At 61.6% G+C, this 12,290-nt stretch carries 12 protein-coding genes; 7 read left to right on the top strand and 5 right to left on the bottom strand.

The features are described 5' to 3' along the window. Nucleotides 1-81 precede the first annotated feature (81 nt). Nucleotides 82-894, bottom strand: a complete 813-nt coding sequence (locus AR306_RS04650; protein ID WP_240622477.1) for a transglycosylase SLT domain-containing protein — start codon at nucleotides 892-894, stop codon at nucleotides 82-84. A gap of 325 nt (nucleotides 895-1,219) precedes the next feature. Here AR306_RS04650 and AR306_RS04645 point away from each other — a divergent pair, with 325 nt between their 5' ends. Together AR306_RS04645 and AR306_RS13295 are read left to right on the top strand one after the other, a co-directional pair. Further along, nucleotides 1,220-2,440 carry an MFS transporter gene (locus AR306_RS04645; RefSeq protein ID WP_101496383.1) on the top strand — a complete coding sequence of 407 codons (1,221 nt, stop codon included), beginning with the start codon at nucleotides 1,220-1,222 and terminating at the stop codon, nucleotides 2,438-2,440. After that, complete coding sequence (locus AR306_RS13295; protein ID WP_166627899.1) at nucleotides 2,413-2,571, top strand: hypothetical protein; 159 nt, start codon at nucleotides 2,413-2,415, stop codon at nucleotides 2,569-2,571. The genes AR306_RS04645 and AR306_RS13295 overlap by 28 nt, the downstream gene beginning before the upstream one ends. On the opposite strand, the gene AR306_RS04640 is transcribed toward AR306_RS13295, so the two are convergent. Continuing rightward, nucleotides 2,525-4,720: a heavy metal translocating P-type ATPase gene (locus AR306_RS04640; RefSeq protein ID WP_101496382.1), complete on the bottom strand. Its 2,196-nt coding sequence runs from the start codon at nucleotides 4,718-4,720 to the stop codon at nucleotides 2,525-2,527. The two genes, AR306_RS13295 and AR306_RS04640, sit on opposite strands and share 47 nt — an antisense overlap. 85 nt (nucleotides 4,721-4,805) lie before the next feature. Here AR306_RS04640 and cadR point away from each other — a divergent pair, with 85 nt between their 5' ends. The 3 genes from cadR to AR306_RS04625 all read left to right on the top strand — a co-directional run bounded on the left by cadR (nucleotide 4,806) and on the right by AR306_RS04625 (nucleotide 6,823). Beyond that, the gene (gene cadR, locus AR306_RS04635; protein ID WP_101496381.1) at nucleotides 4,806-5,237 is read left to right on the top strand and encodes a Cd(II)/Pb(II)-responsive transcriptional regulator; all 432 of its coding nucleotides are present in this window, start codon (nucleotides 4,806-4,808) and stop codon (nucleotides 5,235-5,237) included. Nucleotides 5,238-5,388: 151 nt separating this feature from the next. Then, complete coding sequence (gene nagB / locus AR306_RS04630; protein WP_101496380.1) at nucleotides 5,389-6,138, top strand: glucosamine-6-phosphate deaminase; 750 nt, start codon at nucleotides 5,389-5,391, stop codon at nucleotides 6,136-6,138. Beyond that, nucleotides 6,128-6,823 carry a DUF4197 domain-containing protein gene (locus AR306_RS04625; RefSeq protein ID WP_101496379.1) on the top strand — a complete coding sequence of 232 codons (696 nt, stop codon included), beginning with the start codon at nucleotides 6,128-6,130 and terminating at the stop codon, nucleotides 6,821-6,823. Before nagB ends, AR306_RS04625 begins: the two co-directional genes overlap by 11 nt. Nucleotides 6,824-6,939: 116 nt before the next feature. On the opposite strand, the gene AR306_RS04620 is transcribed toward AR306_RS04625, so the two are convergent. Continuing rightward, nucleotides 6,940-7,719 (bottom strand): ferredoxin--NADP reductase, encoded by a 780-nt coding sequence (locus tag AR306_RS04620; protein WP_101496378.1) that lies wholly within the window; start codon nucleotides 7,717-7,719, stop codon nucleotides 6,940-6,942. Between the two features lie 107 nt (nucleotides 7,720-7,826). On the opposite strand from AR306_RS04620, the gene AR306_RS04615 reads away from it, so the two are divergent. Beyond that, nucleotides 7,827-8,753: a LysR family transcriptional regulator gene (locus AR306_RS04615; protein ID WP_101496377.1), complete on the top strand. Its 927-nt coding sequence runs from the start codon at nucleotides 7,827-7,829 to the stop codon at nucleotides 8,751-8,753. Between the two features lie 38 nt (nucleotides 8,754-8,791). Here AR306_RS04615 and epmB read toward each other — a convergent pair whose 3' ends face one another. Beyond that, nucleotides 8,792-9,805 (bottom strand): EF-P beta-lysylation protein EpmB, encoded by a 1,014-nt coding sequence (epmB, locus tag AR306_RS04610; protein WP_101496376.1) that lies wholly within the window; start codon nucleotides 9,803-9,805, stop codon nucleotides 8,792-8,794. Between the two features lie 285 nt (nucleotides 9,806-10,090). Here epmB and AR306_RS04605 point away from each other — a divergent pair, with 285 nt between their 5' ends. Continuing rightward, nucleotides 10,091-10,648 carry a peptidylprolyl isomerase gene (locus tag AR306_RS04605; protein WP_101496375.1) on the top strand — a complete coding sequence of 186 codons (558 nt, stop codon included), beginning with the start codon at nucleotides 10,091-10,093 and terminating at the stop codon, nucleotides 10,646-10,648. 77 nt (nucleotides 10,649-10,725) lie between these two features. On the opposite strand, the gene AR306_RS04600 is transcribed toward AR306_RS04605, so the two are convergent. Continuing rightward, nucleotides 10,726-12,279: a flagellar hook protein FlgE gene (locus AR306_RS04600; RefSeq protein WP_101496374.1), complete on the bottom strand. Its 1,554-nt coding sequence runs from the start codon at nucleotides 12,277-12,279 to the stop codon at nucleotides 10,726-10,728. Nucleotides 12,280-12,290: the final 11 nt, after the last annotated feature.

Genomic DNA, 12,290 nt, shown 5'->3' with positions numbered 1-12,290 from the left:
GGATGGTAGAAACGGCAGCCCCCGGGCTGCCGTTTTTGTATCCATGGATTCGATGTGCCGGCAGCGCCGGCAAGGCTGCGGTCAGTTGCCCTGGCGGTAACGACGCTCGAGAATGGCGACCCGCTGCACATAGGCCCGGGTTTCCGGGTAGGCCGGAACACCGTTGTAACGCCGCACCGCTCCCGGCCCGGCATTGTAGGCGGCAGTTGCCAGTCGCACGTCCTGGTTGTACATCTTCATCAGCATCGCCAGGTAACGCACACCGCCATCGATATTCTGTGCCGGGTCAAACGGGCTGGCTACACCCAGCTCGGCTGCCGTGGCCGGCATCAACTGCATCAGGCCCTGGGCTCCAACCCTGGAACGGGCCTGCGGATTGAAAGCCGATTCGGCATGGATGACTGCCTTGACCAGCGCAGGACTGATGCCGTGCAGATTGGCATGGTGAAGGATTTCCTGCTCGTAACGGCCGGCAAACAGGGGGGTGGTTTCCCAGTTGACCCCGGAGCCGGTGGCGCAGGCGAAGCAGTCGGGGCGCGGCTTGAATTCGGTGTATGCCAGGCCGCCACCGGGCGCCCTGCTCTGGTAGGTAACCACGCCATTCTTGTCACGAAACTTGTAGATCTTGAGCTGCGGTGCCGGGACCACAGCCTGTGTCACCGGCTGCGAAGTGGTTTTTGCCGATGCTGCAGGCGGGGCTTCCGGCAGGTTGCCGGGTGCTGCCGCCGGTACCGCCATTGCCGTTGCTGCAGCGGTTTCCCCTGCCGGTTCGGGGATTGCCACCTGGCGGTATTCCACCGTGCCGTTGGCATGGATGATCTTCTCCACTCCCGGCGCAATGATGCTGCGCCGCTCGGCAGCAGACAGGGCAGTCGCCGAGACCAGCAAGAGCATGGCCAGACAAAATCTGTTCCTGTTATCCGTTATCATCGCTTCCGTTTTGCCCCCTGTGTCCTGAATTCGCACGCCGCATGCCTGCCCAGATACCGGCTGACAACTTACCTGATTTTGCCAGCCCGGATGTTGAACCAGATCACCTTTGTACATGACAAGTTTACCCTGTCCTGCCATCTGCCTGCTGCATGCAACAGCCCCGCAGCACAGCCGGACATAAATGATACACATCCGACAGCAACACCAACAGACCCGCCCGGCAGCTGCACACAGACAATCGGCCTGTTTTGGTTTAACCTCTGCTGCTGCATTACAGGAAAACACCATGAAATTTCATCACAGTACCCGCTGGCTGCTGCCGGGCTGCGCCATCATTCTTGCCCTGTCGCTTGGCGTGCGTCATGCCTTTGGCCTGTTCCTGCAGCCGATGAGCCTGGAGTTCGGCTGGGGACGGGAAACCTTTGCTTTTGCCATTGCCCTGCAAAACCTGGTCTGGGGGTTGGTGCAGCCCTTTGCCGGTGCCTTTGCCGACCGCTACGGGGTGCGCCCGACCGTACTGGTCACCGCGCTGGCCTACGTTGCCGGGCTGGCGCTGATGTCGGTCGCTTCCTCGCCCGGCGTCCTTTACCTGAGTACCGGCCTGCTGATCGGATTCGGCCTGTCCGGTACTTCCTTCGCTGTGCTGCTGTCAGTGGTCGGGCGCAGCGTTGCCCCGGAAAAACGCAGCATGGCCATGGGTATTGCCAGTGCCGCCGGCTCATTCGGCCAGTTCGCCATGCTGCCGGGCACCCTCGGGCTGATCGAGTGGCTGGGCTGGTCGGCAGCGCTGCTGGCCTGCGCCATGCTGATCATGCTGATCGTGCCGCTGGTGCCGTTGTTGCGGGAAAAACCGCTACACGATGGCAGCGGCGGACAGCGCCAGGCGCTGGGTGCCGCATTGCTGGAGGCGGGCCGGCACAAGCCGTTCTGGTGGCTGTCACTGGGTTATTTCGTGTGCGGTTTCCAGGTGGTGTTCATCGGAGTACACATTCCGTCCTACCTGATCGACCAGCAGCTGTCGGCACAAACCGGGACCATGGTGCTGGCACTGGTCGGCCTGTTCAACATTGCCGGCACCTGGGTTGCCGGCTGGCTCGGCGGACGTTTCGCCAAACCCCGACTGCTGGCCATCCTGTATTTCAGCCGTTCAATCGTGATCAGCCTGTTCATCTTCCTGCCATTGAGCGAAACTTCCGCTTACCTGTTCGGCATCACCATGGGGCTGCTCTGGCTGTCGACGGTGCCGCTGACCAACGGCACCATTGCCACGCTGTTTGGCGTACAGCACCTGTCGATGCTGGCCGGCATCGCCTTTCTGTTCCACCAGCTGGGCTCCTTTGCCGGCGGCTGGCTGGGCGGCTGGGTGTATGACCAGAGCGGCAGCTATGACCTGGTGTGGCAGGTGTCGATCGTTCTCAGCCTGATCGCCGCGCTGCTCAACCTGCCGATCAGGGAACAACCGGTACGGAGGGACATCCCATGCGCAAACAGCTTGTCTACGTCCTGACCTCGCTATTGTTGCTTGCCTTGCTGGCACTGGCCTGGTGGGGCTGGTCGCAGGCCGGGCTGAGCCTGCTGCAGCTGGACGGCTTCATTTGCCAGCTTGCTTGCGCAACAGGCGCAGGCTATTCAGCGTAACCAGCAGGCTGGCACCGGCATCGGCAAACACCGCCATCCACATGGTGGCCTGGCCGGCCAGCGCCAGCAGCAAAAAGACCACTTTCAGGCCCAGCGCCACGCTGATGTTCTGCCGCAGGATCAGCGCTGTACGCCGTGACAGGCGGATCAGCTGCGCCAGTTTGTGCAGGTCGTCATCCATCAGGGCGACATCCGCCGTTTCCACCGCAGTATCGGTACCGGCCGCGCCCATGGCCACGCCGATATCGGCCCGGGCCAGCGCCGGTGCATCGTTGATGCCGTCGCCGACCATGGCCACCTTAAGCCCCTGTCGCTGCAAATCGCCAATCAGCTGCAGCTTGTCTTCCGGCAACAGCTCGGCATGCACCCGCTCAATGCCTGCAGCCACGCCAATGCTGCCGGCCACCTGCCGGTTGTCGCCACTGAGCATCAGGGTCTGCAGGCCCAGCCCGTGCAGCTCGCGGACTGCATCGGCGGTTGCCGGCTTGAGCGGGTCCTGCACGGCAAACCAGCCCAGCAACCCGTCGCTGTCGGCCAGCAGGCTGACGCTCAGGCCCTGTTCCTGCAAGCCGGCAAGCTGTCGAATCTCGTCGTCATGCAGCAGCTGCTGTTCCTGCAGCATGCGCTGATTGCCCAGACAGTACTGCCGGCCATCAATCATGCCCTGCACGCCACGCCCGGCGAGGGCGGCAAAGCTCTCCACCGCCAGCAAGCCGGGCTGTGCCAGGCCGGCCGCAATGGCACGGGAAACCGGATGGTCGGAGCGGGCAGCCAGGCTTGCCGCCAGCTGTTCCACCGGCAGTGTCGTTGTCCGCACTTCCTGGTGCCGTACCAGCTGTGGCTGGCCAATGGTCAGGGTGCCGGTCTTGTCAAAGGCCACCGCGTCCAGCAGCCGTGCCTGCTCCAGATAAACACCGCCCTTGACCAGGATGCCGGCCCGTGCCGCCTGCGCCAGCGCACTGACCACGGCCACCGGAGTCGATATCACCAGCGCACAAGGGCAGGCGATGACCAGCAACACCAGGGCGCTATACAGCCAGTCCAGCCAGTTGCCACCGGCAAACAACGGGGGCAACAGTGCTACCAGCATGGCGATGATCACCACCACCGGCGTATAGATGCGGGCGAAGGCATCGACAAAGCGCTGGGTTGGTGCCTGGCTGGCCTGGGCTTCCTGCACCCGGTGCATGATTTTGGCCAGCAGGCTGTCATCAGCCCGCGCCGTGCTGCGATACAGCACCTCGTGGCTGGTATTGAGCGAGCCGGCATGGATGCGGTCACCCGCCTCCAGCTCGACCGGCAGGCTTTCACCGGTAATCGAGGACTGGTCGAACGCCGAGCTGCCTTCGACAATCTCGCCGTCCAGTGCCACCCGTCCGCCCGGTGCCAGACGGATCAGGCTGCCAACGGCAACTACCGCGACCGCCTGCTCTTGCCAGCTGCCGTCAGGCTGCTGCACCAGCGCGCTGTCCGGTGTCATCACCATCAGGCTGCGTACCGCATCGCGGGCCCGGGTCAGCGAGCGTGCCTCGATCAGCTCGGCCAGGGCAAACAGGAAGGTGACCATGGCCGCCTCCGGCCAGTGACCGATCAGGAAAGCGCCGGTGACGGCAATGCTCATCAGGGCGTTGATGTTCAGGTTGCGATTGGCGATGGCAATCCAGCCCTTGCGGATGATCGGCCCGCCAATCAGCAGCACGCTGGCCAGCGCCGGCAGCAAAGTCCACAGCATGTTGCCCGCCTGCATCAGCTCGGCACCCTCGGCTATGGCCGCCAGCAGCCCGGCAACAGCCAGCCGCCAGATCTCGCCCCTGTTGCTGCCCTCTTCCGCGCCCGGTGCACCGGTGCCGGCCTGCAAAGGCAGCGCCTGCATGCCGACTGCGGCAATATCGGCCACCACCGAGTCGAGCTGGCCGGGGGCATGATGCACCTGCAACAGGCGTTCCAACAGGTTGAAATGCAGGGCGCTGACATGCGGGTTGCGCGCCAGCCGGTCACGGATCAGGCGCTCTTCGGTCGGGCAGTCCATCTGCTCGATTTGCAGGGTACTCTTTTCATGACCTGCTTGCGCTGCCGGTTCCGGCCCTGCCGGGTGCGGCGCAAGATCCGGTGCACAGCACCGGTCGTCGTGATGATGTGAATCGGACATGCGTCCTCCTTTAGCAGCAGCCGGCTGGCCACCACGCAACGTTGATGCCAGTATTTAAAACCCTGAAGCCACTACAGAGTCAAGCATGCGTATTGGAGAACTGGCGCGACAAGCCGGCATCCCGGTCGAAACCATCCGTTATTACGAGCGCGAGCAACTGCTGCCGGAGCCCGCCCGCACAGCGGCCAATTATCGCCATTATGGCCAGCCCCAGCTGGAGCGCCTGTTATTCATTCGCCAGTGCCGCGCACTGGACCTGTCGCTGCAGGAAATCCGCGCCCTGCTCGAAGTACGTGACAACCCGGCTGGAACCTGCCTGACTGCCAACCAGGTACTTGACGAGCATATTGGTCATGTCGAGGCCCGCATCCGCGAGCTGCAAGAGCTGGCCCGCCAACTGCACACATTGCGTGCCCTGTGTCTGGACGAGCATCCGGCGGCAGAATGCGGCATCCTGCAGGGGCTGGCGCATGATCCACTGCCCGCTGTCACGCCAAGCACTACCCATGTCAAATAAGACGGCACCTGCCGGTTTGATCCAGCAACCCGTACAGCGCCGCCTGCATGAAATCTGCGCGGCTGTTCACACTAAAAACAACTGACGCTAAAAACGGCGGTCTGTATACTGCATTCACCCATTGATCTTCTGCCAGAAGTGGACCACTCCCATGTTTTTCGTTTTTTCCTCCCCAGCCGCCATTGCCGACCATCTCAGCCAGCACCTTGTCGAACTGATCCGCAACAAGCCCGATTGCAGGCTCGGCCTGGCCACCGGCAGCACCATGGAGCCGGTTTACGCGCGACTCCTGCAGCGCATGCAAAAAGACGCTCCCGACCTGTCCCGCCTGACCACCTTCAACCTCGACGAATATATCGGCCTGCCGGCCAGCCACCCGCAAAGCTACAACTATTACATGCACCATCACCTGTTTGACCGGCTCGGCCTGGATGACAGCCAGATTCATCTGCCCGACGGCATGAGCAGCGATCCGGACCACGAATGCCGGAACTATTCCGCGGCCATTGCCAGTGCCGGCGGCCTGGACTTCCAGTTGCTGGGCGTGGGCACCAATGGCCATATCGGCTTCAACGAACCCGACACCCCCTTTGACAGCCTGACCCACGTCATCGAGCTGTCGGAAAACACCCGTCTCGACAACAGCCGCTTCTTTGACAATACCGACGAAATGCCGACTCACGCCATCACCATGGGCATCAAGGACATTCTCGATGCCAGGGAAATTGTCCTGGTCGCCACCGGAGAGCACAAAGCCGACGTCATGAACCTGCTATACCGCACACCGGCCGACCCGAAAATGCCGGCATCGGCCCTCAAGCTTCACCCCAACGTGCGCATCTACCTGGATGCGGCAGCGGCGTCCAGACTGCCAGCGGAGGCTTTGCATCATGTTGACTAAACTCGGTAAAAGTTCTGCCGCCTTTCTGCTGGTGCTGCTGTGCAGCCAGGCATTGGCGGCAACGGCACTGACCGGCAAGCAGGCCGCCGATGGCCTGAAAGCCCTGCTGGAACAGGGCAGTGAGCTGGCCATCAGCCAGCTGGGCCAAAGCGGTGGCTTCAGCCAGAACGCGAAATGGCGCATACCGCTGCCCAAGGCCCTGGACAAGCCGGCCAAACTGATGCGCAACCTGGGCCAGGGAGCCATGGTCGACGAGCTGGAAAACAACCTGAACAGCGCCGCCGAGCAAGCCATTCCGCATGCCCGTGAGCTGCTGGTCAACAGCATCCGCCAGATGACGCTGCAGGACGCCAGCCAGATCCTGTCCAGCCATCCGACGGCGGCCACCGAGTACCTCAGCCGCACCAGCCGCGAGCAGCTGCGCGAGCGCTTCCTGCCGATCGTGAAACAGACCACCGCCGGCTCGCCGCTGATCAGCCAGTACAATCAGCTCGCCGGCCAGGCCAGCGGGCTGGGCTTGGGGCTGGGCAAGAAACAGAGCCTGTCAGCCGAGGACTATGTCACCGACAAGGCGCTGGACGCCCTGTTTGGCGTGCTGGGCGAGCAGGAAGCCAGCCTCCGTGCCAACCCGGCCAAGGCCACCGGCAGCCTGCTCAAGGGTGTGCTGGAAGCTTTCAGAAAGTAATTGCCACACAAACAAAAACGCCGTGCAGATTTGCACGGCGTTTTTGTTCAGGCCCGGGAACCATGGAAACCGGGCCTGCCATGTGCCGGCTCCCGGCACACAGCAGCTGTCAGGAATCACTTCTCGACAAACGCCCGCTCGATGACAAAGTCACCCGGCTCACCCAGCCGTGGCGAGACTTTCAGGTCGAACTCATTGGTCAGCATCTGGTCCAGGTCATCCAGCATCGCCGGGCTGCCACACAGCATGGCGCGATCATCCTGCGGGTTGATGCGGGGCAGGCCGATGTCCTCGAACAGCTTGCCGCTGCGCATCAGTTCGGTAATCCGGCCCTGATTGCGGAACGGTTCGCGGGTCACCGTCGGGTAGTAGATCAGCTTGTCACGCACCTGTTCGCCGAAAAACTCGTTCTCGGGCAGCTGCTGCGTGATGAACTCGGCATAGGCCAGCTCGCTGACAAAGCGCACGCCGTGCACCAGAATCACCTTTTCGTAGCGCTCGTAGGCTTCCGGTTCCTGGATCAGACTCAAAAAAGGTGCCAGCCCGGTGCCGGTCGCCAGCAGGTACAGGTGCTTGGCAGGACGCAGGTCGTCGAGCAGCAGTGTGCCGGTAGGCTTCTTGCTGATACGGATATTGTCCCCGACCTGCAAGTGCTGCAGGCGCGAGGTCAGCGGCCCGTTGGGCACCTTGATCGAATAGAACTCCAGATGGTCTTCATAGTTGGGGCTGGCAATGGAGTAAGCCCGCATCAACGGCCGTCCTTCCACCTCAAGGCCGATCATGACAAACTGGCCGTTTTCAAAACGCAAGCCCGGGTCACGGGTCGTCTTGAAACTGAACAGGCTATCATTCCAGTGGTGTACGCTGAGTACGCGCTCAGTGTTGAGATTGCTCATGACGGGCTTCCTTTAGTGAAGAGGGTGATTGCGTACCCGGTATTATAGGCTTAAGCTCTAAATTTGATAAATGAATTAAAAATATAGAGCTTATCAGGATAACGAATATGAGATTGACGCTGCGCCAGCTTCAGGTATTTACCGAAATCGCCCGGCAGGAGAACGTCTCCCGCGCCGCCGAACGTCTGGCCATGTCTCAACCGGCTGCCAGTACCGCACTCAACGAGCTGGAACGCAACTACAACTGTCAGCTGTTTGACCGTGCCGGCAAACGCCTGCTGATCAACGCCCTTGGTCTGGAGCTGCTGCCACAGGCACGCGCCCTGCTGGAACAGGCCCAGGCCATTGATGCCCTGCTCAGGGGGCAGCAAGGCTTCGGCTCCCTCAATGTGGGGGCAACACTGACCATTGGCAACTACCTTGCCACCCTGCTGGTAAGCCATTTCATGCAGCGCCACCCGGAATGCAAGATGCGCCTGCACGTCAACAATACCGAACACATCATCGAGCAGGTCAGCGAGTTCAGCCTCGACCTGGGCCTGATCGAGGGCCAGTGCCAGCATCCCGATCTGCAGGTTACGCCCTGGGTGCATGATGAACTGGTGGTGTTCTGCGCACCGGGCCACCGCCTGGCCGCTGCCGGACAGGCCAGCCTGCAGGAGCTGCAGCAGGAAGTGTGGATTCTGCGTGAACAGGGCTCCGGTACCCGGCGCACTTTCGAAAACGCCCTGCTGCCCCACGACCTGCACCTCAAGCCCCTGCTGGAGCTGGAGCACACCGAGGCAATCAAGCGGGCGGTCGAGTCCGGGCTGGGCATCGGCTGCATCTCCCGTCTGGCTCTGCGTGATGCCTTCCGGCGCGGCAGCCTGGTGGCGCTGGAAACACCCGAGCTGGAGCTGGGCCGGCCGTTCTCCTTCATCTGGCACCAGCAGAAATTCCAGACCCGTGCCATGCAGGAGTTTCTGCAGCTGTGCACCCAGCTGACCGAAGGCTGCACCCGCAGCGACGAAATCCGCCTGCCGGAAATTGCCTGACCGCCCCGACAATCCGGGACGCCGCCGGGCAGCCGGCCTCAGACCATCAGCAGGGTCTTGTGCGGCTGGCCGGCTTCTTCGCAAACCAGCCGTGGCAGCAGGTACCCCGGAAGGTGTTCTTTCATGTAACGATACAGCTCGCCAACACGTTCGTCCGGTAGGGCAAAATGGTGCGCGCCCTGCACCCGGTCCAGACGATGCAGGTAATACGGCAACACTCCGGCGGCAAACAGCGCCTCGCTCAGCTGGCACAGCACCTCCGGATCATCATTCACGCCCTGCAGCAAAACGCTCTGATTAAGCAGGGTCACGCCCTGCCGGCGCATCGGCTCCAGGCGCCGCACCAGCTCATGGCCAATCTCGGCCGGATGGTTGACATGCAGCACCACCGTCGCCTGCAGGCACGAGTCGGCCAGCATCCCGGTCAGTGCCGGTGTCAGGCGCTGCGGAATCACCACCGGCACCCGGGTGTGAATGCGCAGGCGGCGGACATGGCCGATATCGGCGATCTGTCCGCACAGCCTCGCCAGTGCGGCATCATCCAGCAGCAGGGGGTCACCGCCACTGAGGATCACCTCGCTGATGCTGGCATCGGCGGCGACATATTCCAGCGCTTCCTGCCATTGTTTGCGCCCTACCCGGTTGTCGGCGTAGGGAAAGTGGCGGCGGAAGCAGTAGCGGCAATTCACCGCGCAGCCGCCGGCTGCAATCAGCAGCACGCGGCCATGGTATTTGTGTACCACGCCCGGCCGCACATTGGCCGGCTGCTCGCCCAGCGGATCGGTCACGTAACCGGGCACCTGCCGGTTTTCTTCCTGCTGGCCCAGCACCTGCCGCAACAGCGGGTCCCGGACATCGCCCTGTTGCATCAGGGCGACAAAGGGGCGCGGCACCAGCACCGGAAAATCCCCATCACCGCCCAGTTGACCGGCCAGCTCACTGTGCTCCAGTTGCAACAGGCGCAACAATTCGTGTCCGTCACGTACCGCTTCGGCCAGTATCGTTTGCCAGTTTTTTTCCTCGTCAATCCGGGTCAGGGGGACAGCCTGCATGGAATCTCCGCGCTTCGTCTCAAATGGGGCGCAGAGTATAGCGGTTTTACCACCGCTGCTGAGCACTACAGCCGCCAGCGCAAGCGGATTGCTGGCAGGTGCTGCCACAGCCAATGGGCGACAACATGAAAATTGACGGCACAGGCCGCTGACGCCGTTGCTCTTTCAGGCTAGAATTCCCCACTGAAAACAACGGACAGGGGAACCCGCCCGCCATCGGCTGGTCAATGGGCCATTGTCCTTCAATCACCAGATTGCGCCCGGGCGCATCCAAGAGTACTTGCCATGCTGAAAAAAATCCTGCTTGCCAGCACCCTGATCCTGTCCAGCCCGCTGTGGGCCGCCGACAATCCCCGTGTCCTGCTCAGCACCAGCCTGGGCGACATCGAACTGGAACTGAACGCGGAAAAAGCTCCGCTCAGCGTCGAGAACTTCCTCAGCTATGTGGACGAAGAGCGCTACGACGGCACCATCTTCCATCGCGTCATCAAGGGTTTCATGATCCAGGGTGGCGGTTTTGACAAGTACATGCAGCAGCGCCCCACCAACAAACCGATCAAGAACGAGGCCGACAACGGCCTGAAAAACGATCGTGGCACCATTGCCATGGCCCGCACCCAGGCGGTCGACTCCGCCACCTCGCAGTGGTTCATCAACCACGGCAACAATGACTTCCTCAACCATGGCGGCCGAGATTTCGGTTACGCGGTATTTGGCAAGGTGGTCAGCGGCATGGATGTAGTGGACAAAATCGCCGAAGTGCCGACCAGCAACTATGGCATGCACCAGAATGTTCCTGCCGAACAGGTGGTCATCCTCAAGGCCCGCCGCGTACAGGACTGACGCCCGGCCAATCCCAAGCGACAGACACAAAAAAGCGCGTCCTGCAAAACAGGGCGCGCTTTTTCATTCCGGGACCATTAACGGATATTGATGATGGTCTGGGTGATGGCGCTGTTGGTTTCAATGGTCTTGGCGTTGGCCTGGTAGTTGCGCTGCGCCACGATCAAATTAACCAGCTGGTCCGACAGCTCGACGTTGGAGTCTTCCAGCGCACCCGACTGGATCGCTCCCAGGGTGCCGGTGCGGCCCGGGTTACGTACCGGCTCGCCGGATTCCAGCGACTGCACCCATTGCGTCTTGCCCACCGGGGTCAGGCCCTGCACGTTGGCAAAATCGGCCAGAATGACCTGCCCCTGCACCTTCGACTGCCCGTTGGTGTAACGGGCAAAGATCATCCCGGTATCATCAATCTCGACGCCTGACAGCTCACCGGTGGTGTAACCGTCCTGCGCCACCTCGGTGACGGCAAAAGCGCTGGCAAACTGGCTGGCGCTGCGCATGTCGAGCAACACCCCGGTGGCATTCATCACCGAGCCGTTGGCCAGTGCCACAGGCGGCTTGTCATCACTCATGGTCGCCGGCGTCCACTGCCCCGCACGCAACGTCACGGTACCGTCAGGATTCAGCTCCCAGAACTGGTCAACAGTGGCAGCACCACCCGCCGCGGGGTCAAACAATGAAGGGTTGGTTGCCGGATCAATCGGCAGCATCTTGCCCGCACTGTCAAAGGCCACATTCAGGCTGATCGGCGAGTTGTTGCCGACCCGGGTAATGGCTGCCATTACCTGCTCGGCCGATGGCGGCGGGGTTTGCGCCATCAACGCGTTCAGCTCGGTCGTCATGCGGATACCAAAATCCGAGGTCGGGTCCAGCGCGTTGATCGCCGCATTGGCTATATCCTGCGGCGTGGAGCCTGCCTGCTCTTTCGCGGTTTTCGCTGCCAGGTTGGCGACACCGGCATGCGGGTGCGCACCATCAATCAGCACATTCATGGTCCAGTTGTTGGGGCCGGTTTTGACAAAATACTGGCTGAAGGTGTGGGCATTACCCTGGCTGTCATAAATATTGGTTGAGGTCGACGAGTTGTAGGTACCCGGGTCGGATGCCAGGAAAGGAGAATTCGGCGGCACGTTGCTGGTCGAGTTCAGGTTGTAGGCCTGGCGAATTTCCGAGGTTGCCTTGGGGTCCTGGCTGGCCTTCTGGATTTGCAAATTGCCAATGACGCCGGTTTGCAAGTGACCATTATTGTCAACCCGGTAGCCCTGCAGGTTATAGCCGAAGTTGTCGACAATGAAGCCATCCTTGTCGGTACCAAAAAAGCCGGCACGGGTATAACTCAAGGCACCGTTATTACTGACCTGAAAGAAACCGTTGCCGTTAATGGCCAGGTCCATCGGGTTCTGGGTGTAGTTGATGTTGCCCTGGTTGAACAGCTGCGACACATTGCCCAGCAGCACACCGCTGCCCTGCTGGTTCTTGCCGGTTCCCATCACCGTGGCTGAATAGACATCGGCAAACTCGGCCCGGGACTGCTTGAAGCCCACGGTGCCGGCGTTGGCAATGTTGTTACCGGTTACGTTGAGGTCTTTGGTGGCGGCACGCAAGCCGCTTAAACCGATATTGAACGACATGTTGACTCCTT

The organism is Thiopseudomonas denitrificans (assembly GCF_002866065.1).
Taxonomy (GTDB): domain Bacteria; phylum Pseudomonadota; class Gammaproteobacteria; order Pseudomonadales; family Pseudomonadaceae; genus Thiopseudomonas; species Thiopseudomonas denitrificans.
This window is presented reverse-complemented; position numbering and strand designations above follow the sequence as displayed.

What these genes read in the sequence shown, in the direction of transcription:
- AR306_RS04650 (WP_240622477.1), bottom strand. Translation starts at nt 894, where the DNA reads ATGCTCTTGCTGGTCTCGGCGACTGCCCTGTCTGCTGCCGAGCGGCGC.
- AR306_RS04645 (WP_101496383.1), top strand. Translation starts at nt 1,220, where the DNA reads ATGAAATTTCATCACAGTACCCGCTGGCTGCTGCCGGGCTGCGCCATC.
- AR306_RS13295 (WP_166627899.1), top strand. Translation starts at nt 2,413, where the DNA reads ATGCGCAAACAGCTTGTCTACGTCCTGACCTCGCTATTGTTGCTTGCC.
- AR306_RS04640 (WP_101496382.1), bottom strand. Translation starts at nt 4,720, where the DNA reads ATGTCCGATTCACATCATCACGACGACCGGTGCTGTGCACCGGATCTT.
- cadR (WP_101496381.1), top strand. Translation starts at nt 4,806, where the DNA reads ATGCGTATTGGAGAACTGGCGCGACAAGCCGGCATCCCGGTCGAAACC.
- nagB (WP_101496380.1), top strand. Translation starts at nt 5,389, where the DNA reads ATGTTTTTCGTTTTTTCCTCCCCAGCCGCCATTGCCGACCATCTCAGC.
- AR306_RS04625 (WP_101496379.1), top strand. Translation starts at nt 6,128, where the DNA reads ATGTTGACTAAACTCGGTAAAAGTTCTGCCGCCTTTCTGCTGGTGCTG.
- AR306_RS04620 (WP_101496378.1), bottom strand. Translation starts at nt 7,719, where the DNA reads ATGAGCAATCTCAACACTGAGCGCGTACTCAGCGTACACCACTGGAAT.
- AR306_RS04615 (WP_101496377.1), top strand. Translation starts at nt 7,827, where the DNA reads ATGAGATTGACGCTGCGCCAGCTTCAGGTATTTACCGAAATCGCCCGG.
- epmB (WP_101496376.1), bottom strand. Translation starts at nt 9,805, where the DNA reads ATGCAGGCTGTCCCCCTGACCCGGATTGACGAGGAAAAAAACTGGCAA.
- AR306_RS04605 (WP_101496375.1), top strand. Translation starts at nt 10,091, where the DNA reads ATGCTGAAAAAAATCCTGCTTGCCAGCACCCTGATCCTGTCCAGCCCG.
- AR306_RS04600 (WP_101496374.1), bottom strand. Translation starts at nt 12,279, where the DNA reads ATGTCGTTCAATATCGGTTTAAGCGGCTTGCGTGCCGCCACCAAAGAC.